The sequence below is a fragment of the Pseudonocardia sp. DSM 110487 genome (genome assembly GCF_019468565.1).
Taxonomy (GTDB): Bacteria; Actinomycetota; Actinomycetes; order Mycobacteriales; family Pseudonocardiaceae; genus Pseudonocardia.
Genome location: NZ_CP080521.1, coordinates 952,643 through 971,404 on the forward strand (window position 1 = coordinate 952,643; position 18,762 = coordinate 971,404).

Here is an 18,762-nt window from a genome sequence, read left to right on the forward strand (position 1 = left end):
CGGTGGTGGACGCCGACGTTCGCCGTTCAGCACCGGCCGCCTGAGGAACGTTCGAAGGGACAGCTCGTTGAGCATGCCCTGCTCCCCGCCGACGATCCCGTTGCCCGCGCAGACGATGCCCGACCTGCGATTCCCCCCGTTCCCGGAGTCGCGGTCGGCGCTGGGTGTGCGCGGCGGCCCTCTCGTCGCGTTGGCCGCGTTGCTGGCCGGGGCGGTCGCCCTTTCGGCGATCGCCGTGTTCGGGGACGGCTGGCCCGCGTTGTGGATCCCGGCCGGACTCGCGCTCGTGGCGCTCGCCACCTACGCCCTGCTGTGGAGCGCCCTCGTGCGCCCCGTCCGGCGGTTCGCCGCCGCGATGGCCCGCATGGCGGCCGAGGACCGCGTCGACCTCGTACCCCGCGCCCGGGTCGTGGAGCTCGACCGCGTCGCGCTGGCGCTGTACCGGTTCCGCCGCATCCGGCCGGGCCGCCGCGGGACACGCTCCCGCCACCGGGTCCCGCTGGCCGTCACGCTCGGGCTGGTCGCCGCCCTCGTGCTGGGCTGGGCGATCCCGGCGGCCGTGGCGACCGTTGGTGGTGCCGTTCCGCAGACCGAGGCCGTCGTGCGCGACGCGGGCGCGAGCGCCGCGGTGCAGGCGGACGAACTGCACGGCGCGCTGCGTGGCGGGCTGGCGGCCGTGGAGCGCGCGGCCGCCCTGCCGACCGGCGCCGCGGTCACCGACCCCGCTACGACCGCCTCGCAGGTGCTCGCGGTGGAGCCGCTCTTCCGCTCGGTGACGGTGGTCGACGCGTCCGGGCAGCCGGTCGTGACGGCGGGGGCATCACCGAGCGCCGCGATCGAGGTCCCGCCCGGCGGGGCCCGCGTGGTGCAGGCCAACAGCGCCGGCAGCGAGCCCCTCGTGCGCGCCTCGTCCCCGATGTGGGACGGCGCGAGTGCGCTGGTTGCCGAGTTCGATCCGCGCGCGCTGAACGCCCTGATCCGCGGGTCAGGCGGGCGAACCCGGGTGGTCGACGGGCAGCGGGCGACCGTCCTCGACAGCAGGGGGTACACCGCGTTCGCCCCGCTGGACGACCCGGCGCTCCGGGCACTGGCTGCCGCCGCGGTGGGGGACACCCCTGCCGTCGACACCCCGGATGACGGGCGGGTGGCCGCTGCCCAGCGGGTGACCGCGCCCGGCACCGCCACCGATCTGGGCTGGGTGCTCGTCGAGGATCGGAACCTCGCCGCCGCCGCGTTCGCGGGTGACGGGAACCGGCGTGCCGCGCTCGTCGCGATCGTGGCGGCCGCCGGCCTCGCGTGCGCGGCGCTCGCCTGGACCGCGGTCACGACCGTCGTGCCTGCCCGCAGGCTCGCGCGGCACGTCGAACGGCTGGCCGCCGGGGAGACACTGCCGCCGCTCGCCCCGCAGCGGCTCGACGAGATCGGCACCGCGGTGGAGGCGACCAACCGACTGGCCGCCACTCGGACCGTCAGGCCTGTTCATGGGCTCAGGGTGGCCCGCACGTGACATTCCTGTTCGGCGTGTACGTCGCGGGCTGCCTGCTCCTACTGGTGGCCGGGATCCTCGAGCAGCGTGGGCACCACCGGCGCCTGCGCTCGATCCCCCAGCGGATCGTCGTGAACGGGATCCGCGGCAAGAGCTCCATCACCCGGCTCTGCGCTGGGGCGATGCGCGGCGGCGGGCTGCGGGTGATCGCGAAGACGACGGGCACCGCGGCGCGCTTCATCCTCCCCGACGGCGCAGAGGAGCCGGTGCACCGCAAGTTCGGGATCGCCAATGTCGTCGAGCAGATCGGCATCGTGCGCCGGGCGGCGTCCTGGCGTCCGGATGCGCTGGTGATCGAGTGCATGGCAGTGCTGCCGGACCTGCAGGAGATCAACGAGAAGAAGCTGATCCGCTCCACGATCTGCGTGATCTGCAATGTCCGGGAGGACCACCTCGACGAGATGGGGCCCACCCTCGACGACGTCGCCCGCTCGCTGTCCCGGTCGATGCCGGAGGGCGGGATCTGCGTCACCGCGGAGCGCGAGCGGCTGCACATCCTGCAGGAGGAGGCCGACCGGCGGGGGTGCCGGCTCGTCGCGGTGGACCCGGAGTCCGTGCGGGACGAGGAGATGGAGCGCTTCCGATGGATCACGTTCAAGGAGAACGTGGCGGTCGCGCTGGCCGTGGCGCAGCTCGCGGGCATCGGCCGCGGGGAGGCGATGGCCGGCATGGTGGCGGCCCGACCCGATCCCGGCACGGTCACGGTGGAGAACTACGCCACGCACCGGGGCCGGGTGGCGTTCGCCAACGTGTTCGCCGCGAACGACCCCGAGTCGACGCTCATGAACATCGACCTGCTGCGCGGGCGCGGCCTGATCGCCTCCCCGCTCACGATGGTGATCAACTGCCGGCCGGACCGCGTCGAGCGCAACGGGCAGATGGGCGAGCTGTCCGGCCGGGTGCGACCCGAGCGGATCGTGCTGATCGGGGAGCAAACCCATACGGCGCGCGGTCGCGTGCCGCGCGATCTCGCCGACCGCGTCGTCGATCTGGGCGGCTCCCTCGATCTGGACGCGTTGCTCGACGCGATCGTGATCGGCCATGACGGGATGGGGTCGGTGGTGGCCGTGGGCAACATCCACGGCCAGGGAGAGGTGCTGCTGGAGCGAATCGCAGCGCTGCCGAGACCGCCTGCTCGTCTGCGGGTCGCCTGATGCTGGCGGGATCCCTCGCGCCGCAGGCCGCGACCGTCGCGCTCGCGATCGGCCTGCTCTTCGCGCTCGTCTGCTACCTCACCACCAACCTCTCGCCCGGCGGCATGATCACCCCGGGCTGGCTCGCGCTCACGCTGGTGGAAGACCCGCGCAAGGTCGCCGTGATCGCCGCCGTCACGGTCGTCACCTACCTCGGCCTGCGCGGCCTGCAGCGGGCCGTGATCCTCTACGGGAAGCGGCAGTTCGCGGCCGTGATGATGCTGTCCGTACTGCTGTCGACGGGCCTGTTCCTGGTGGTGCAGCGCGACTATCCGCTGATCTTCGCCCACGAGACGCTCGGGTTCGTCATCCCGGGACTGGTCGCCTACCAGCTCGTGCGGCAGCCGCCGGTGGCCACGGTGCTGGCCACGTCGGCGGTGAGCCTCGCCAGCTACGGCGTGCTGGCGAGCGGGCTGGTGCTCGGGGCGGTGACCGCCCTGTGAGGACGCTCAGGGCCCGGCGCGTCCTCATGGGCGTGCTGGCGGTGGTCGTCGGCGTCACGGGGGTCGTCGTCGGTGAGCTGCGGGAAGCGCCGACGGCGCCAGGGGCAGCAGCACCGTCGCGGGTCGCGGCGTCGGCGGCAGACCTGCGCTTCCTGCGCCGGGAGGCGCCGGCAGGCACCACCGTGGTCGACACCTCGGGAACCGTGCTCGCCACCCTCACCGACGGCGCTCGCACCGCCACCATCGACGGTCCGCAGCGCACCTTCGCGGAACCGCAGTTCGGCGGAGCCCCGGTGACCACCCACGTCTGGGTGCGGCTCATGCCCCAGGAGTGGCGGGCGGGCGCGGAGAACGAGTCGTGGTTCCGGCCGTGGCTGCAGCAGAACCTGGACAGCACCGCGCCCGACGTGCTGGCGCTGGCCGCGGAGTACCTGGACCGGGTTCCGGAGCAACGCGACGAAGAGGGCGTGCGCGTCGGCGGAGACGCGCGGTTCGGCCCGCCCGGCCCGAACGGTGGCCCGTCCCCCGAGAACTCCGACTTCTACGACTACCTCGGCATCAGCTGGCGCTTCGCGGACAGGCAGGCGCGCAGGCCGGATCCAGAGCGGTACGGAGCGGTGGACTGCTCCGGCTTCGTCCGGCTCGTCTACGGCTACCGCGCGGGATATCCGCTGCTCGCCACCGAGAGGCCAGGGCCTGGGCTGCCGCGGCGCGCGCGGGCGATGGCGGAGACCGGCCCCGGCGCCGTCGTCCTGCCCGACAACGGCGCCCCGCCGTCGAACGTGGGCGCGCTGCAGGCGGGCGACCTGCTGTTCTTCGACCTCGATCAGGAACAGGACCGCCGGATCGACCACGTCGCGATCTACCTGGGGCGAGACGACCGGGGGCAGCCGCGCTTCGTGTCGAGCAGGCGCCGGGCCGACGGCCCGACCCTCGGCGACCTCGGTGGCACGTCGGTGCTGGACGACGGTGGTCACTACGCCAGTTCGTTCCGGGCGGCGAAGCGGCTGTGACGAGGATGCGGGTCACGATGGCCGTGTTCGTGGTGCTCGCGCTCGCCGGGGTGGCGGCGCTCATGACCGTGCTCACACCGCGCGGGGCGCCGTCGGACCCGCCGTCGCTGGAGCAGCAGGTCGGGGAACTCACCGACCGGCTCAGCCCGCGCGGGCCCTACCGCCCGCCGGAACCGGCAGAGCGGGACGCCGTGGTCGGCGCGGTGGCGGCGCTGGTCGCGTCCGGATCGGACGGTGCGGCCCGTGGCGTGCTGGAGGACGCCGGGTTCACCGTCGGGACCGCCCGGAACGCAGCGGGTGCCGAGTACCTCGTGGCTCGCGGCGACCCGGCGTCGGAACGATCGTGGGGCCTGATCGCGCTCCCCATTGGCCGGACGCCGCGGCTGCTCATCGAGGTGCCGCACCCGAACGCCGACTACGACACCGAGGACGTCGGGCTCGCCGTGCTCGCCACCGCGCCGGACGCCGTGTACCTGCAGGCCGGTGCGCATCGGAGGGCCGACGACGAGCGGGCCGACGTCGCGCACGAGGAGGATTCGCTCTTCCACGCCCTTGCCGTGGACCTGAGCACCCGGATGCGGCTCCCGCAGCTGCAGCTGCACGGCTTCGGGGAGCGCGACGACCTCGACGCGGACATCGTCCTGGGCGGCGGTCCGGACGACCCGGCGCCGCCGGTCAGGGCGCTCGCCGACCGGCTGGAGTCGGCGGGCATCGACGTCTGCCGGGCGTGGGCGGACCGCTGCACGGAGCTGGAGGGCCGGACGAACGTGCAAGGTATCGCCGCGGCGAAGGCGGGGTTGCCGTTCGCGCACGTGGAGATGAGCGCATCGATCCGCTCCCGCCCGGAGGAGGTGGCGCCGGCGCTGGCCACGCTGGCCGACCACTGAATGCGCCCTGACACCGCTGGTCGAGTAGCGGAGGCGCCCAGCGCCGGAGCGTATCGAGACCCCTCTGGATTCGGAGGTGCCCGTGGGTGGTGGTCTCGATACGGGCCGCCGCTGGCGCGACGGCCCTACTCGACCACCGGGGGATGGGCGGGTCCATCGATCGATCGACGCGCGCTGCGCGGGGCCGCCCTAGCGTCGATCACGTGACCGTCGAACTGCAGGTGCTGGTGCGGGAGCTGCCCGCGTTCGCCCGCGCCCCGGTGCTCGCCGTGGCCGCCGCGGTCGGCCTCGTGCTGACCGCCGTGAGCGGCCGCTACGGCTACTTCGGCGACGAGCTCTACTTCGTTGCGGCAGGCCACCATCTGGACTGGGGCTACGCCGACCAGCCGCCGTTGCTCCCGCTGATCGCGCTGCTGATGGACACGATCGCCCCTGGCTCCGTGGCGGTGCTGCGCATCCCCGCGACCCTGGCGATCATGACGGCGGTGGTGCTGGCCGCGCTCATCGCGCGGGAGTTCGGCGGGGGCAGGAGGGCGCAGCTGCTTGCCGCTGGCGCGGTGTCCGTCTCGCCCGGGTTCCTGGCGACGGGCCACCTGCTCGCCACGTCCACCGTCGACCCGGTGGCCTGGATCGCGGTGACGTACCTGCTGGTCCGCTGGGTCCGCACCCGCCAAGACGGGCTGCTGCTCGCCGCCGGGATCGTCACGGCCGTCGGGCTGCAGGCGAAGGTCCTGATCGTCGCGTTCTGGGCCGTCGCGCTCGTCGCGGTGTTCTGCTGCGGGCCGCGGGAGCTGCTGCGCAGGCGCGCGCTGTGGACCGGCGGCGCCATCGCGGTGCTCGCCACGATCCCGACCCTCGTCTGGCAGGCGCGCAACGGCTGGCCGCAGCTGGAGATGGGCCGGGTCGTCGCGGGCGAGAGCGGATACGCGGGCGGGATGCTCGGCTTCCTCCCGCTCGGGTTCTTCGCGGCGGGGATGCTCGTCGGTTCGGTGCTCGGCGTGGTCGGCGTCGTGCGGCTGTTGCGGACCCCCGAACACCGGTTCCTCGGCGTCACGGCGCTGGGCGTGACCCTGCTGTTCATGCTGGCCGGGGGCCGCCCGTACTACATCGCAGGGGTGTTGCCCCTGCTGTGGGCGGCGGGCGCGGCGGCCGTGGAGCAGCGGCGCCCCGCCGTGTGGTGGCGCTGGGTGCCGACGTGGCCCGTGTACGCCGGAACGGCCGCCGCGCTACTGCTGCTGAACGTGCTACCCGTCCAGCCGGTGTCCGTGCACGCCGACCAGCCGCTGCGGATCGGCAACTTCCAGCTCGACGAGATTGGCTGGCCTGCGATGGTCGCGGACGTACGGTCCGCCTACCGCGCGCTGCCGCCCGATGAGGCGCGGGACGCCGTGGTCGTCACGGGGGACTACTGGACCTACTCAGCCGTCCAGGAGTTCGCCCCGGAGCTGCCTTCCTTCAGCTACAGCCGCGGCGCCGCCTGGTTCGGCACACCACCGGAGGACTCCGGGGTCGTCGTGTTCGTCGGCGACCCGTCGGCGATCATCTCCGGGTTCCGTAGCGGGACCTGGGTCGGCCAGCTCGACAACGACGAGCGCGTCGCCAACCTCGCGCAGGGCACTCCGATCTACCTGCTGGAGGGCAGGCGGGTGCCGTGGGTGCAGCTGTGGGAGTCGGCCCGCCGCCTCTGAGCGGTCAGGCCGCGCTGAGGGCGGCGACCAGGTCCTCGGTGCGGCCGAGCAGCGCCGCCAGCGCGATCGGGTCCATGTAGTCGTCGTACTCGACGATCTCCCCGTCACGGACGCGGACGATCCCGAGCGCCCGGAAGCGGTACGGGCCGCCGGAGCCGTGCGAGTACCCGTGGTGCTCGATCTCGACGACGACGACCTCCGGGTCGTCGGTGTCGCGCACGACCATGTCGACGCCCTCGATCTCGAGCAGCGACCGACGGGACGACGCGGCACCGTGGTACTCGCGCATCGCGTCGCGCCCCTTGATCTCCCGAGGCATTCCGGGAGGCGCGAACGGGTAGCGCAGGACGCCGTCGGCGGAGAAGAGGTCGGCGAAGACCACACCATCCCCTGCGACCATCCGGCGCACCTGCTCGACGACCTCGCGCGGGCTTCGGTCCATGTCGTCCTCCACTAGAATCGGAACGGTGACTCCGCTTAGAAGATACGGAACGCACGCCCCGGTTAGCAAGTGCGATGGCTGAGCGGGCCCTGCGTGCCGACGCCCGCCGCAACCGGGAACGCGTGCTCGCCGCCGCCCGGCGCGCGTTCGCCGAGCAGGGCTACGCCGTGCCGCTCGACGAGATCGCGTCCGCGGCGGGAGTCGGCCCCGGCACCGTCTACCGGCACTTCCCCACGAAGGAAGCGCTGTTCGAGGCCGTCTCGGTGGCGAACATCGAGGAGCTCGCCGCCGACGCCCGGGCTCGGGCGGAGGCCACCGATCCCGATCTCGCATTCGCCGGCTTCCTCGACCGGGTGGCGGAGCAGGCGCTCACCAAGCGCGATCTCCCCGACGCGCTCGGCGGCGCAGGTGCGGACGCCGTTGCCGCGGCGGTTGCCGACATGCACGATGCGCTCGGTGTACTCCTCGCCAAGGCCCAGGAGGCGGGTGGCGTGCGCGGCGACGTGTCCGTCAGGGACGTGATCGCGCTGCTCAAGGGCCTACTGCAGGCCGTGCGCGGCGACCAGGACCCCGATCTGGGGCTCCGGCTGCTCGCCGTGATTCGCGACGGACTCCGACCGAAGGAGGGGAAGGATCAACCTTTCGACCGATCCGGTGAGGGAGCTAGCGGCCTAATGTCATGACTGCGCGGGCCGGGTTGGGGGACCCGGTCGGGGAGTCCCGCGCAGCGCGACCGGCCCCTGCCGTACCGACGGCGGCAGTGGGCCGGTCGGCACGTCGGGGGTCTGCGTGGCCCCGTTCGCGGCGGAGGTTCATCCCGAATGCCGCGGCCTCACGCGCGAGCCAGCTCCGCCAGCATCAGCGCCTCGGCCAGCACGGCGCGGCCGAACATCGCGAGGTCGAGGCTCTCGTCGATGCCGTGCCAGCGGCTCGCCGGATCGCCGACGCCTGTCACCAGCACCGCCGCGCCGGGGAACTGGCGCGCGAACTCTGCGATGAACGGGATCGAGCCCCCGATGCCGGTCTCCACCACCGGGTTGCCGTAGGCCTCCGCGAATGCGCGCCGGGCCGCGTCGTACGCCGTGCCGGTGGCCTCGATCGTGAAGGGCTCGGCGATCCCGGGTTCCGGTGTGACCGTCACCTGTGCTCCCCACGGCACGTTGGCCTCGAGGTGGTCGGCGAGTGCGCGCTGTGCCTTGAGTGCATCGTCGCCTGGCGCGAGCCGCATGCCCACGCGTGCCCTTGCCCGCGGCAGCAGCACGTTGGACGACTCAGCCACCCGCGGGGCGTCGATCCCGAGCACCGCGACGGCGGGCTTCGCCCAGGTGCGCGTCGGGATCGTTCCGCTGCCGATCAGCTCGACGCCGTCGAGCAGGCCGACGTCGGAGCGGAAGACGTCCTCGTCGATGTCGGGGGCCTCGGAGTCGCCGTGCACGAGACCGGGCACGGCGACCTCGCCATCGGCGTCGTGCAGCGTGGCGAGCGCTTTGCAGAGCGCGGTGAGGGCGTCGCCGACCGGGCCGCCGTACACGCCGGAGTGCACCGGCCGCTCCAGACTCGCGACCTCGACCGTGACGTCGACGAGCCCGCGCAGGCTCGTGGTGAGCGCCGGGACGTCGACCGCCGGGTTGGAGGCGTCGGCGATCACGATGACGTCGCAGCTCAGCAGGTCCTTGTGGGCGCGCAGCAGCGCAGGGAGGGTGGGCGAGCCGGACTCCTCCTCGCCCTCGATGAACAGGGTGACCCCGACCGGAGGCCTGCCCTCGTACGCGCGCAGCACGGCGAGGTGGGTCATCACGCCGGCCTTGTCGTCGGCGGCGCCGCGGCCGTAGAGCCTGCCGTCCCGCTCGGTCGGCTCGAACGGCGGGCTCGTCCACAGCTCGGTGTCGCCGGTCGGCTGGACGTCGTGGTGGGCGTAGAGCAGCACCGTGGGCGTGCCGGCCGGGCCGGGGAAGTGCGCCACGACGGCGGGGGCGCCGCCGTCGGCCGCGATGATCGTGACGTCGGCCGCTCCCGCGTCGCGCGCCAGGTCGGCGACGGCCTCGGCGCTGTGCCGGGTGTCGTCGGCGTGCCCCGGATCGGCCCAGATGCTGGGGATGCGGACGAGTCGTTCGAGGTCGGCGCGGGCACCCGGGAGGACAGCAGCCACGGAGGCGGCGACGGACTGCTCAGACATGTGCCCGGATACTAGTGATTGAAATGCCCGTAGGTTGGTGACCATGTCCCGGTTCCTCGCGATGTTGCTGGACTCCGCCGCGCGCTCGCCGCGTGGGATGACGACGGGCGAGCCGAAGAGCCCGGTCCGGCACACGTGGCCGCAGGTGCACGCCACCGCCCGGCGGATGGCGGCCGCGCTGCGCGACGGCACCGCCGACCACCCCGGACTCGATCACGGTGCGGCGGTCGGCGTGCTCGCGGGCGAGCCGGTGTCGATCGCTCCCGCGGCGCAGGCGGTCTGGCTGTGCGGGGGCAGCGTCACGATGCTGCACCAGCCCACCGCGCGTACCGACCTCGCCGCGTGGGCCGAGGACACGGTGTCGGTGTTGCGGATGATCGACGCGCGGCTCGTGCTGCTCGGCGCCCCGTTCGATGCGCTCGGTCCGGTGCTCACCGAGCGTGGCATCCCGTTCCGCACGCTCGACGGGCTGGCCGACGGCGAGGGCGACATCGAGCCCGACGCGGACGTCGCAAGCGAGGACGACACCGCTCTCCTGCAGCTCACGAGCGGGTCGACCGCCGAGCCGAAGGCGGTGCGGATCACGCACCGCAACCTCTTCGCCAACCTGTCCGGCATGGTCGAGGCCTCGAAGCTCCGCGTCGAGCGGGACGTGATGGTGTCGTGGCTGCCGCTGTTCCACGACATGGGGATGGTCGGGTTCCTCACGGTCCCGATGACCACGGGGCTGGAGCTCGTCACGGTCACACCCGTGGACTTCCTGGGGCGCCCGCTGCTGTGGGCCGAGCTCATCTCGAAGTACGGAGGCACGGTCACCGCCGCGCCGAACTTCGCCTACGCCGTGCTGGGCCGCCAGCTCGCGCGCGCCGAGGAGGGATCGCTCGACCTCTCCACGCTGCGCATCGCGCTCAACGGCGCCGAGCCGATCGACGCGGACGCCGTCGAGGCCTTCACCAGCGCGGGCGCGAAGTTCGGGCTGCGGCCGGAATCGGTGCTCGCGGCGTACGGGATGGCGGAGACCGCGCTCGGGGTGTCGTTCGCGCCGGTCGAGACCGGTCTGCAGGTCGACACGATCGACGCCGACCAGCTGGAGTCCCACCGGCGCGCGGAGCCGGCAGGAGACGCGCCCGCTCGCCGGTTCCCGCGGCTCGGCCCGCCGTTGCCGGGCATCGAGGCGCGCGTGGTCGCCGACGACGGCCGCGTGCTCGGCGAGCGCGACGTGGGCGTGATCCAGTTGCGCGGCGAGTCGGTGACGCCGGGATACCTCACCGTCGACGGCCCGGTCGCCACCCAGGACGCCGACGGCTGGCTGGACACCGGCGACGAGGGCTACATCGCCGACGGCGACGTCGTGGTCTGCGGGCGGCGCAAGGACGTGATCATCATGGGTGGCCGCAACATCTACCCGACCGACATCGAGCGGGCCGCGGCCGCCGCGGACGACGTGCGCGCCGGCAACACCGTCGCAGTGCGGGTGCTCGCGGGCGGCGAGGGTGGGCGGCACCGTGAGACGTTCACCGTGGCCGTCGAGTCCCGCAAGGCCGGTGACGCCGAGGCCGAGCAGCTCATCCGCAAGGACGTGATCGGCCGCGTCGTCTCCACGGTCGGTGTGCGCCCGGCCGACGTCGTGGTGCTCGGCCCTGGCACGCTCCCCAAGACGCCGTCGGGGAAGCTGCGCCGCGCCGCCACCGCCGAGCTGCTCCGGAATCGGGACCGCTAGCTCCACCCGACCAAGTGGGAAGCACTGAGCGCTGAGCATCTCCCGCCGGAAGAACTCCAGGTGGGCCGCCAGACGGCTCCTACCCGCGGCAGCTGTCCGGAGGCCAGCAGCAGCGGGTGGCGATCGCGCGGGCGCTCGCCATGCGGCCCAAGCTCATGTTGTTCGACGAGCCGACGTCGGCGCTCGACCCCGAGCTGGTGGGCGAGGTGCTGGACGCCATGCGCGCGCTCCAGAGAGAGGTGGCCTTGCAGCACGACGTAGCGGTGATCGGAATCGGCGCCATGGGCGCGATGGCGGCCTGGAGCGCGGCCTCGCGCGGGGCGTCCGTTGTGGGCTTCGAGCAGGTACGCGATCGCGCACGACAAGGGCTCGTCGCACGGTGGGTCGCGGATCTTCCGGCGCACGATGTTCGAGGGCGAGCACTACAACCCGATCGTCGCGCGGGCCGAGGAGCTGTGGCGGAAGCTGGAGAAGGAAGCGGGCACGCGGCTGCTCCAGCCGTCGGGCGGGTTGTGCATCGGACCGCGCGACGGTGAGCTGATCGTCGACGCGCTGCGCTGCGCCGAGGCCGGTGGCGTGGAGCACGAGCTCCTCGAACCCGACCAACTCGCTGCTCGGTTCCCGCAGCACGCGCACATCCCCGGCGACGTCGGTGTCTACGAACCCGGAGCGGGCGTGCTGAACCCGGAGGCCGCGATCACCGCGGCGTTCGGCCTCGCCACCGCCGCGGGCGCCCAGCTGCGGACGGCAAGCGGGGTCACCGCGATCCATCCCGAGGAAACCGGCGTCAGGATCGAGACCGCTGACGAGGTCGTCACCGCCCGCAGCGCGATCGTCGCGACCGGCGCCTGGTTCACCGATCTGCTCCCCGACCTGCCCCTGCGCATCCAGCGCTCCTCGCTGATGTGGTTCACCGGCGCCGACCGCGCCACGTACCGGCCCGACCGGTTCCCCGTGTTCATCCGCGAGAGCGGGCCCGTCGATGGATGGGGGATCCCGGACGTCGACGGCCGCGGCGTGAAGCTCGGTGCGGGGCCGAGCGCGCCCAAGCCGTGGATCGACCACCCCCGCGACAACGACCACCCCGTCGACGAGAAGGACGTCGAGCCCGTCGCGGGGTTCTGCCGTGCCGCGTTCCCCGGTCTCACACCGACGCCTGTGGACGCGCGCGCGTGCATGAACTCGAAGACGCCGGACGGCGACTTCGTGCTCGGCAGTCCCGAGGCCGCCCCGCGCCTCGTGCTCGCGGGCGGCTTCTCCGGGCACGGCTTCAAGCACGCCAGCGCCGTCGGCGAGATCGTCGCCGACCTCGCGCTCGCAGGCGGGTCGTCGATCCCGCTGGAGCGTTTCTCCCCCGACCGGTTCAGGAGCTGACACATGGACCATCGCCACCTGGGGCGCACGGGCTTACTGGTCAGCCCGGTCGCGCTCGGCACGATGAACTTCGGCCCCCGTCACACCGGAAGCCGACGCCCGCGCGATCATGGATCGGGCGCTCGACCACGGCGTCACGCTCTTCGACACCGCCGACGTCCGTGCCGGATCAGCCGCTCAGGGCGTGGAACCTGTTCTGCGCGGGTTCCAAACCGTCGGAGAGCAACGCCTCCGCTGCGTCTGCGGCCAGGTCGATCGCGAACTCCAGGTCCTTGCGCTCCGTGCCGGAGAAACGCTTCAGCACGTAGTCGGCCGGGTCCTGGCGACCCGGCGGGCGGCCGATGCCGAACCGGACGCGCAGGTACTCCTTCGTGCCGAGGGACGCGCTGATAGAGCGCAGCCCGTTGTGCCCGCCCTCGCCGCCGCCGCGCTTGAGCCGGATCACGCCGAAGCCGAGGTCGAGGTCGTCGTGGATCACGATGAGGTCCTCGACCGGAACCGAGAAGTACCGGACGAGGCCGGCGACCGGCCCGCCCGACACGTTCATGTACGTGCGCGGCTTCGCGAACACCACCCGGCGGCCGGCGAGCCGGCCCTCGAGCACGTCCGCGTTCGTGCGGTGCTTGGAGAACCTGCCGCCGCCTGCCCGCGCGGCGAGCAGCTCGACCACGCCGACCCCGACGTTGTGCCGGGTGTCGGCGTAGTCGGGGCCGGGGTTGCCGAGCCCGATCACCAACGCGGGGCCCGGCGGCATGCTCAGCTCTCCGAGCCGGAGGACTCGGCCGGGGTCGAGGGCGACTCCTCGACGACACCGGCGCCCTCGAGGTCGACCTCACCCTCCATCTGCTGCTCGGTGGGCGACGGCACGACGTTGACGACGAGCAGCTCCGGGTCGGCCTTCAGCTCGGTGCCCGCGGGCAGCCGCACGTCGGAGGCGTGGATCTGGGACCCCACCACGAGGCCCTCGACGGAGACCTCGATCTGCTCGGGGATGCTGGAGACGTCGGCCTCCACCTCGAGCGTGTTGAGCTCCTGGCTGACCATGGTGCCGGGGGCGGCGTCGCCGACGACGACGAGCTGAACCTCGACGCCCACCTTCTCGCCGCGGCTGATCACCAGCAGGTCGACGTGCTCGATGTACGGGCGGATCGGGTGCGTGACCACCGTCTTGGTCAGGGCGAGCTGGGTCTCGCCGCCGATGTTCAGGCTCAGCACGGCGTTGCGGCCCTGCTCGCGGACCACGCGGGCGAACTCCAGCTGCGGGAGCGAGAGGTGCTGCGGGTCGGTGCCGTGCCCGTAGAGCACGGCGGGGATCTTTCCGGCGCGGCGGGTGCGGCGGGCGGCGCCCTTGCCGAACTCCGTGCGGGTCTCGGCGTCGATACGGGCCTCGGCCACGGTTGTCTCCTCGATCAGAACTGCTGCGGTGGACGCGCGCGACGAGGCAGACCGGTGGTACCCGGGACTGCGTCGATCACGGCGGGCCAGCGTGCACCCGCCCTCGCCGCGGAACTGGCGTCCACGATACGTGACGGTTCCCAGCGCCCCGACCTCCGGGTGCGGCAGCCCCACTTCCGCGAGTCGCGGTCTGGGTGTGCGCGAGTCGCGGTCTGGTGTGCGCGAGTCGCGGTCTGGGTGCGCGCGAGTCGCGGTTGATGGCCGTCGCTCCGCTCCCGACTCCTCGATCGGCGCCGGGGGAGCACGCTCTGGGTCGTTCGGTGGTGGGCAGGCCCATGATCCGCAGTATCGGTTGCTCATGGTTGTGCCGGCAGCCATGAGCACCCGCTACTCGGGATCTTCGCTCTCATGATCCGGAGTTTCGGATGCTCATGGTCGTGGGGGCAGCCATGGACAACCGCTAGTTCGGATCATGCCCGCCGCCGGTCGAGGGGTCGGGGTGGGTCAGGCGCGATCGTGTCGATCAGGTCGGTCTGGTTGGGCAGCTGCCGGTGGGCGCGCCGTTCCCGGCCCGGGCCACCGGGCGCCCGCCCCGCGATCCGGGCCTCGCGCATGTTCCCGCCCGTTCACCTCGACCCGCTGCCGCACGGAGGTGGCTCGGTTGGGTGCACTACCGAACCCTGGGGTGCGTTGGCGGCCGTCCCCGACTGGGGGGCACGCCTGTTCTCGACGAGACCACCGCGGTCTGGGTGCCACGCAACCGGCTGTGGTTCCGACCCTCCACGCCCCTGCCCTCTCCCGGGTGATCGAGGCGAGACACCCCTGGGCAGGGCCGCGGGCAGGTCCATAGATCAGCAGGAACGGGGCACCAGCTGCAGGGGGTGCAGCTCAGGTCCCGATCCCGCTGATCACGCCCCAGGTTCCAGGGCTGGCCAGCGGGCGAGGACGGGACCACAGCCAGTCAAGTCCTCCCCAGTCGCCCGCCCGGCCCGCGACTGGCGGGGAGCGTGTCAGGCGTTGCCGTTGAACAGGCTCGTGACCGAGCCGTCGTCGAAGACCTCGTGGATGGCGCGGGCAAGCAGCGGCGCGATCGACAGGACCGTCATCGTCGGGAAGCGCTTCTCGTCCGGGATCGGCAGGGTGTCGGTGAAGATCACCTCACGGGCCCCGCAGGCGGCGAGCCGGTCGGGGGCCGGGCCGGACAGCACGCCGTGCGTTGCGGCGACGACGACGTCCTTCGCACCCGACTTCAGCAGCACCTCGGCCGTCTTGGCCACCGTGCCACCGGTGTCGATCATGTCGTCGATCACGACGCACAGCCTGCCCTCGACCTCGCCGACCACCCGGTTGGCGACGGCCTCGTTCGGCCTGCGCGGGTCGCGGGTCTTGTGGATGAACGCCAGTGGGGTGCCCCCGAGCGTCTCGGCCCACCGCTCGGCCAGTCGTACGCGACCGGAGTCGGGGGAGACGACGGCCATCTCGTGGTCGGAGTAGGTGCGCTTGATGTGCTCGGCGAGCACCGGCAGCGCGAACAGGTGGTCGACCGGACCGTCGAAGAAACCCTGGATCTGGGCGGTGTGCAGGTCGACGGTCATGATGCGGTCGGCGCCCGCGACCTTGAACATGTCGGCGATCAGGCGGGCGGAGATCGGCTCGCGGCCGCGGTGCTTCTTGTCCTGGCGGGCGTAGCCCCAGAACGGCATCACCACGGTGATCCGCTTGGCCGACGCCCGCTTCAAGGCGTCGACCATGATCAGGTGCTCCATGATCTGGTCGTTGATCGGCGCCGAGTGCGCCTGCAGCACGAACGCGTCGCACCCGCGCACCGACTCCTCGAACCGGACGAAGATCTCCCCGTTGGCGAACGAGTACGCCGACTGCGGGGTGATCGTCACGTCGAGGTGCTTCGCCACCTGCTCGGCGAGCTCCGGGTGTGCGCGCCCCGAGAAGAGCATGAGGTTCTTCTTGGGCGTCGCCGACATCACGCTCACCGTGCTGTGCCTCCGTGGACGTCGATGGCCGGGTCGGCCGCGCGGGCGGCGGCCTCGGCGGCCGGGGTGCCGGGTCGTTTGCGGGCGACCCACCCCTCGATGGTGCGCTGTGACCCGGCCGACACGGCCAGCGCCCCCGGGGGGACGTCCTCACGCACGACGGTTCCGGCGCCGGTGTATGCGCCGTCACCGACGTGCACTGGCGCGACGAACGTGTTGTCCGACCCCGTCCTCACGTGCGAGCCGACCACCGTGCGTTGTTTGCGTACCCCGTCGTAGTTCACGAACACGGATGACGCGCCGATGTTGCTGTGCTCGCCGATCGTGGCGTCGCCGACGTACGTCAGGTGCGGCACCTTGGTGCCCGCTCCGATGTCGGAGTTCTTCACCTCGACGAACGTGCCGATCTTGCCGCGTTCCCCGAGCCGCGCGCCAGGGCGCAGGTAGGCGAACGGCCCGACGGACGCGCCGGGACCGATCACCGCGCCGCTGCCGTGCGTGCGCACCACCTTCGCGCCCGCGCCGATCTCGCAGTCGGTGAGGGTCGTGTCCGGGCCGATCTCGGCCGCGCCCGCCACCGACGTGGCGCCGTGCAGCTGGGTGCCGGAGTGCAGCACGGTGTCGGGCTCGAGCCGGACCTGCACGTCCACCCACGTGCTGCCGGGGTCGATCACCGTGACGCCCGCGTACATCCACTGCTCGAGCAGGCGCCGGTTGAGCTCGGCCCGCATGGAGGCCAGCTGCACGCGGTCGTTGACGCCGCGCAGCTGCCAGTCGTCCTCGCAGCGCACGCCGCGCACGTCGAGCTCGTCGTCGTGGGCGATCTTGACCAGGTCCGTGAGGTAGAGCTCGCCCTGGCTGTTGTGGGCACGCAGGCGGTCGATCGCGGCGAGCAGGAACCCGGTGTCGAAGGCGTACACGCCGGAGTTCACCTCGCGCAGGGCTCGCTGCTCTGGGGTGGCGTCGACCTCCTCGACGATCCGGGTGACGGTGCCGTCGGACTCGCGCACCACCCGGCCGTAGCCAGCCGGGTCGTCGACCTCGCTGGTGAGCAGCGCCAGCGGGGCGCCGGAGGCCGCGTGGTCCGCGAGCAGGGCGGCCAGCGTGGGCGGTTCGAGCAGCGGCACGTCGCCGTAGGTGACGACGATCGGTCCCGACAGGTCGGCGGGCAGCGCGTCGAGCGCACAGCGGACGGCGTGGCCGGTGCCCAGCCGCTTGTGTTGCTCGGCGACGAGCACCGGGCGGGCGAGCTCGCCGACCATCCCGTCGATCGCCTCGCGGACCTGCTCGGCTCCCGCCCCGACCACCACGACGAGGTGCTCGGGCTCGAGCGCCGCGACCGCGTGCACGGCGTGGCCGAGCAGGCTGCGGCCTGCGATGGGGTGCAGGACCTTCGGGACGGCGGACCGCATCCGCGTGCCCTCACCTGCTGCCAGCACGATCGCCGCCGCGGGCCGGGACGGCGTGGCGCCGGACGATCCTCGCCCGTGCGGGTCGAGCATGGAGTCCACTCCTGGTCGTGGCCGGGACCGGCACGGCAGGCGGACGGCGATGCCGCGTCTGGCGCGGCTCGACGCGCCGGTGCCGGCGGTCGGGACCGACCGATCGTACGGGTTCACCCGTCCGTGTGCCGCCGCCCGGGGAGGCCTCGTAACCAGGAGGGTGGCCGGTCGTTGTCCGGGCCGAGCACTCTCCGTGCTGGAATCGTCACAGACCGGCGCGGTCTCGACTCGGAAGGCTTCGATGGGCAAGCACAGCAGGGCGGCACGCGTCCGCGCGCGTTCGCTGGTGGCGGCGGCCGTGCTGGTCGTTCTCGGCGGGTTCGGCGTGGCCGGTACCGCCCAGGCGGACGACGGGCTCGTCGAAGGCACCCCCTGTACGGAGGACGTGCGCGCCTGCGTCGACCTCGGCGCGAAGCGCGCGTGGCTCATCGACGACGGCGCCGTCGTGCGCGGTCCCGTGCAGATCAGCCCCGGCGGTCCCGGCCACGAGACGCCCAAGGGCGAGTTCCGCGTGGAGTGGAAGGACACGAACCACCGCAGCGTGGAGTACGAGGGTGCGCCGATGCCGTTCGCCGTCTTCTTCGCCGAGGGCGGGATCGCGTTCCACGAGGGCAGCCTCCGCGGCCCGTCGAAGGGGTGCGTGCGCCTCGGGCACGACGACGCCGTCGAGTTCTACAACTTTCTCGAGGTCGGCGACGCGGTTGAGGTCCATTAGGGCTGGTACGGGCCGGTAACGCGGCCGAAACGACCACTCGGCGTAGATCACCCACCGGTCGGCTCAGCGGATGTGTCATCCGCGACGAGACGGGCGACTCATCAGTTGTCAGGGTGGAGCGACGACGAGGAGGAGACACCAGCATGCCGACGCGTACCGCCCGGACGGCCTGGAACGGTGACCTGCAGAACGGGTCCGGTCAGGTCGAGCTCAGCAGCAGCGGCGTCGGAACGTACGACGTCAGCTTTCCCAAGCGGGCGGCGGACGACGCCGACGGCACGACCAGCCCTGAGGAGCTCATCGCCGCCGCCCACTCGGCGTGCTACTCGATGGCACTCTCGGCCGAGATCGCGCGGGCCGGCGGCACGCCGCAGTCGCTGGACGTGACGGCTGCCGTCACGTTGTCACCGGACCCCGCGGGTGGGTTCCGGATCTCGGAGATCGCTCTCACGGTCCGCGCCGAGGTCGAGGGCCTCGACGCGGACGGGTTTAGCAATGCCGCTCAAGCGGCAAAGAACGGTTGCCCGGTCAGCAAGGCGCTGTCCGGAACCACGATCACGCTGGACGCCGCCCTCGAGTGAGCGGCGCCGGTGGGTCTCGAGGGGTGAAGGAGTTGGACATGAGGTGCACGGGCAACGGACGTCCGCCCGAGCCGCCGCCGCGTCCCGGCGGCCGCT

Annotated in this window: 18 protein-coding genes and 1 pseudogene; 12 read left to right on the forward strand and 7 right to left on the reverse strand. The window is 72.6% G+C overall.

Going from position 1 to position 18,762, the window contains the following annotated elements; translation table 11 throughout:
• Positions 1-73: 73 nt before the first annotated feature.
• The 6 genes from K1T35_RS04465 to K1T35_RS04490 all read left to right on the forward strand — a co-directional run bounded on the left by K1T35_RS04465 (position 74) and on the right by K1T35_RS04490 (position 6,770).
• Entirely contained in the window at positions 74-1,507 is a 1,434-nt protein-coding gene (locus K1T35_RS04465; RefSeq protein WP_255622523.1) for a HAMP domain-containing protein, read from the forward strand.
• Complete coding sequence (gene pgsB, locus K1T35_RS04470; protein ID WP_220258921.1) at positions 1,504-2,700, forward strand: poly-gamma-glutamate synthase PgsB; 1,197 nt, start codon at positions 1,504-1,506, stop codon at positions 2,698-2,700. The genes K1T35_RS04465 and pgsB overlap by 4 nt, the downstream gene beginning before the upstream one ends.
• The gene (locus tag K1T35_RS04475) at positions 2,700-3,182 is read left to right on the forward strand and encodes a poly-gamma-glutamate biosynthesis protein PgsC/CapC (protein ID WP_220258922.1); all 483 of its coding nucleotides are present in this window, start codon (positions 2,700-2,702) and stop codon (positions 3,180-3,182) included. Before pgsB ends, K1T35_RS04475 begins: the two co-directional genes overlap by 1 nt.
• Complete coding sequence (locus K1T35_RS04480; protein ID WP_220258923.1) at positions 3,179-4,195, forward strand: NlpC/P60 family protein; 1,017 nt, start codon at positions 3,179-3,181, stop codon at positions 4,193-4,195. Before K1T35_RS04475 ends, K1T35_RS04480 begins: the two co-directional genes overlap by 4 nt.
• Positions 4,192-5,082, forward strand: coding sequence for a hypothetical protein (locus K1T35_RS04485; RefSeq protein WP_220258924.1), 891 nt, complete (start codon positions 4,192-4,194; stop codon positions 5,080-5,082). Before K1T35_RS04480 ends, K1T35_RS04485 begins: the two co-directional genes overlap by 4 nt.
• Before the next feature lie 203 nt (positions 5,083-5,285).
• Positions 5,286-6,770: a glycosyltransferase family 39 protein gene (locus tag K1T35_RS04490; RefSeq protein WP_255621578.1), complete on the forward strand. Its 1,485-nt coding sequence runs from the start codon at positions 5,286-5,288 to the stop codon at positions 6,768-6,770.
• A gap of 4 nt (positions 6,771-6,774) precedes the next feature.
• Here the strand turns inward: K1T35_RS04490 and K1T35_RS04495 are convergent, their stop codons facing one another.
• Positions 6,775-7,212, reverse strand: coding sequence for a nuclear transport factor 2 family protein (locus K1T35_RS04495; RefSeq protein ID WP_220258925.1), 438 nt, complete (start codon positions 7,210-7,212; stop codon positions 6,775-6,777).
• Positions 7,213-7,286: 74 nt separating this feature from the next.
• On the opposite strand from K1T35_RS04495, the gene K1T35_RS04500 reads away from it, so the two are divergent.
• Entirely contained in the window at positions 7,287-7,895 is a 609-nt protein-coding gene (locus K1T35_RS04500; RefSeq protein ID WP_220258926.1) for a TetR/AcrR family transcriptional regulator, read from the forward strand.
• A 149-nt stretch (positions 7,896-8,044) separates the two neighbouring features.
• Here K1T35_RS04500 and K1T35_RS04505 read toward each other — a convergent pair whose 3' ends face one another.
• Complete coding sequence (locus tag K1T35_RS04505; RefSeq protein ID WP_220258927.1) at positions 8,045-9,388, reverse strand: dipeptidase; 1,344 nt, start codon at positions 9,386-9,388, stop codon at positions 8,045-8,047.
• A 43-nt stretch (positions 9,389-9,431) separates the two neighbouring features.
• On the opposite strand from K1T35_RS04505, the gene K1T35_RS04510 reads away from it, so the two are divergent.
• The 3 genes and pseudogenes from K1T35_RS04510 to solA all read left to right on the forward strand — a co-directional run bounded on the left by K1T35_RS04510 (position 9,432) and on the right by solA (position 12,482).
• Positions 9,432-11,108, forward strand: coding sequence for a fatty acyl-AMP ligase (locus tag K1T35_RS04510; RefSeq protein ID WP_220258928.1), 1,677 nt, complete (start codon positions 9,432-9,434; stop codon positions 11,106-11,108).
• An 80-nt stretch (positions 11,109-11,188) separates the two neighbouring features.
• Positions 11,189-11,347: pseudogene (locus K1T35_RS04515) on the forward strand (ATP-binding cassette domain-containing protein); the annotation flags it as partial.
• 88 nt (positions 11,348-11,435) lie between these two features.
• Positions 11,436-12,482, forward strand: a complete 1,047-nt coding sequence (gene solA / locus K1T35_RS04520) for an N-methyl-L-tryptophan oxidase (RefSeq protein ID WP_220258929.1) — start codon at positions 11,436-11,438, stop codon at positions 12,480-12,482.
• Positions 12,483-12,651: 169 nt separating this feature from the next.
• On the opposite strand, the gene pth is transcribed toward solA, so the two are convergent.
• From pth to glmU, 5 genes are all read right to left on the reverse strand, one after another.
• The gene (gene pth, locus K1T35_RS04525) at positions 12,652-13,236 is read right to left on the reverse strand and encodes an aminoacyl-tRNA hydrolase (protein ID WP_220258930.1); all 585 of its coding nucleotides are present in this window, start codon (positions 13,234-13,236) and stop codon (positions 12,652-12,654) included.
• A 2-nt stretch (positions 13,237-13,238) separates the two neighbouring features.
• On the reverse strand, positions 13,239-13,877 hold the full coding sequence (locus tag K1T35_RS04530; protein ID WP_220258931.1) for a 50S ribosomal protein L25/general stress protein Ctc: 639 nt from the start codon (positions 13,875-13,877) through the stop codon (positions 13,239-13,241).
• A 470-nt stretch (positions 13,878-14,347) separates the two neighbouring features.
• On the reverse strand, positions 14,348-14,491 hold the full coding sequence (locus K1T35_RS04535; RefSeq protein ID WP_220258932.1) for a hypothetical protein: 144 nt from the start codon (positions 14,489-14,491) through the stop codon (positions 14,348-14,350).
• Positions 14,492-14,887: 396 nt separating this feature from the next.
• Positions 14,888-15,859, reverse strand: a complete 972-nt coding sequence (locus K1T35_RS04540) for a ribose-phosphate diphosphokinase (protein WP_220258933.1) — start codon at positions 15,857-15,859, stop codon at positions 14,888-14,890.
• A gap of 5 nt (positions 15,860-15,864) precedes the next feature.
• On the reverse strand, positions 15,865-17,370 hold the full coding sequence (glmU, locus tag K1T35_RS04545; RefSeq protein WP_220258934.1) for a bifunctional UDP-N-acetylglucosamine diphosphorylase/glucosamine-1-phosphate N-acetyltransferase GlmU: 1,506 nt from the start codon (positions 17,368-17,370) through the stop codon (positions 15,865-15,867).
• A gap of 241 nt (positions 17,371-17,611) precedes the next feature.
• On the opposite strand from glmU, the gene K1T35_RS04550 reads away from it, so the two are divergent.
• Positions 17,612-18,085 (forward strand): L,D-transpeptidase, encoded by a 474-nt coding sequence (locus K1T35_RS04550; RefSeq protein WP_220258935.1) that lies wholly within the window; start codon positions 17,612-17,614, stop codon positions 18,083-18,085.
• A gap of 143 nt (positions 18,086-18,228) precedes the next feature.
• On the forward strand, positions 18,229-18,666 hold the full coding sequence (locus K1T35_RS04555; protein WP_220258936.1) for an OsmC family peroxiredoxin: 438 nt from the start codon (positions 18,229-18,231) through the stop codon (positions 18,664-18,666).
• The last annotated feature ends 96 nt before the right edge of the window (positions 18,667-18,762 follow it).

What these genes read in the sequence shown, in the direction of transcription:
- K1T35_RS04465 (WP_255622523.1), top strand. Translation starts at nt 74, where the DNA reads ATGCCCTGCTCCCCGCCGACGATCCCGTTGCCCGCGCAGACGATGCCC.
- K1T35_RS04475 (WP_220258922.1), top strand. Translation starts at nt 2,700, where the DNA reads ATGCTGGCGGGATCCCTCGCGCCGCAGGCCGCGACCGTCGCGCTCGCG.
- K1T35_RS04495 (WP_220258925.1), bottom strand. Translation starts at nt 7,212, where the DNA reads ATGGACCGAAGCCCGCGCGAGGTCGTCGAGCAGGTGCGCCGGATGGTC.
- K1T35_RS04500 (WP_220258926.1), top strand. Translation starts at nt 7,287, where the DNA reads ATGGCTGAGCGGGCCCTGCGTGCCGACGCCCGCCGCAACCGGGAACGC.
- K1T35_RS04505 (WP_220258927.1), bottom strand. Translation starts at nt 9,388, where the DNA reads ATGTCTGAGCAGTCCGTCGCCGCCTCCGTGGCTGCTGTCCTCCCGGGT.
- K1T35_RS04510 (WP_220258928.1), top strand. Translation starts at nt 9,432, where the DNA reads ATGTCCCGGTTCCTCGCGATGTTGCTGGACTCCGCCGCGCGCTCGCCG.
- pth (WP_220258930.1), bottom strand. Translation starts at nt 13,236, where the DNA reads ATGCCGCCGGGCCCCGCGTTGGTGATCGGGCTCGGCAACCCCGGCCCC.
- K1T35_RS04535 (WP_220258932.1), bottom strand. Translation starts at nt 14,491, where the DNA reads ATGCGCGAGGCCCGGATCGCGGGGCGGGCGCCCGGTGGCCCGGGCCGG.
- K1T35_RS04540 (WP_220258933.1), bottom strand. Translation starts at nt 15,859, where the DNA reads ATGTCGGCGACGCCCAAGAAGAACCTCATGCTCTTCTCGGGGCGCGCA.
- glmU (WP_220258934.1), bottom strand. Translation starts at nt 17,370, where the DNA reads ATGCTCGACCCGCACGGGCGAGGATCGTCCGGCGCCACGCCGTCCCGG.
- K1T35_RS04550 (WP_220258935.1), top strand. Translation starts at nt 17,612, where the DNA reads ATGGGCAAGCACAGCAGGGCGGCACGCGTCCGCGCGCGTTCGCTGGTG.
- K1T35_RS04555 (WP_220258936.1), top strand. Translation starts at nt 18,229, where the DNA reads ATGCCGACGCGTACCGCCCGGACGGCCTGGAACGGTGACCTGCAGAAC.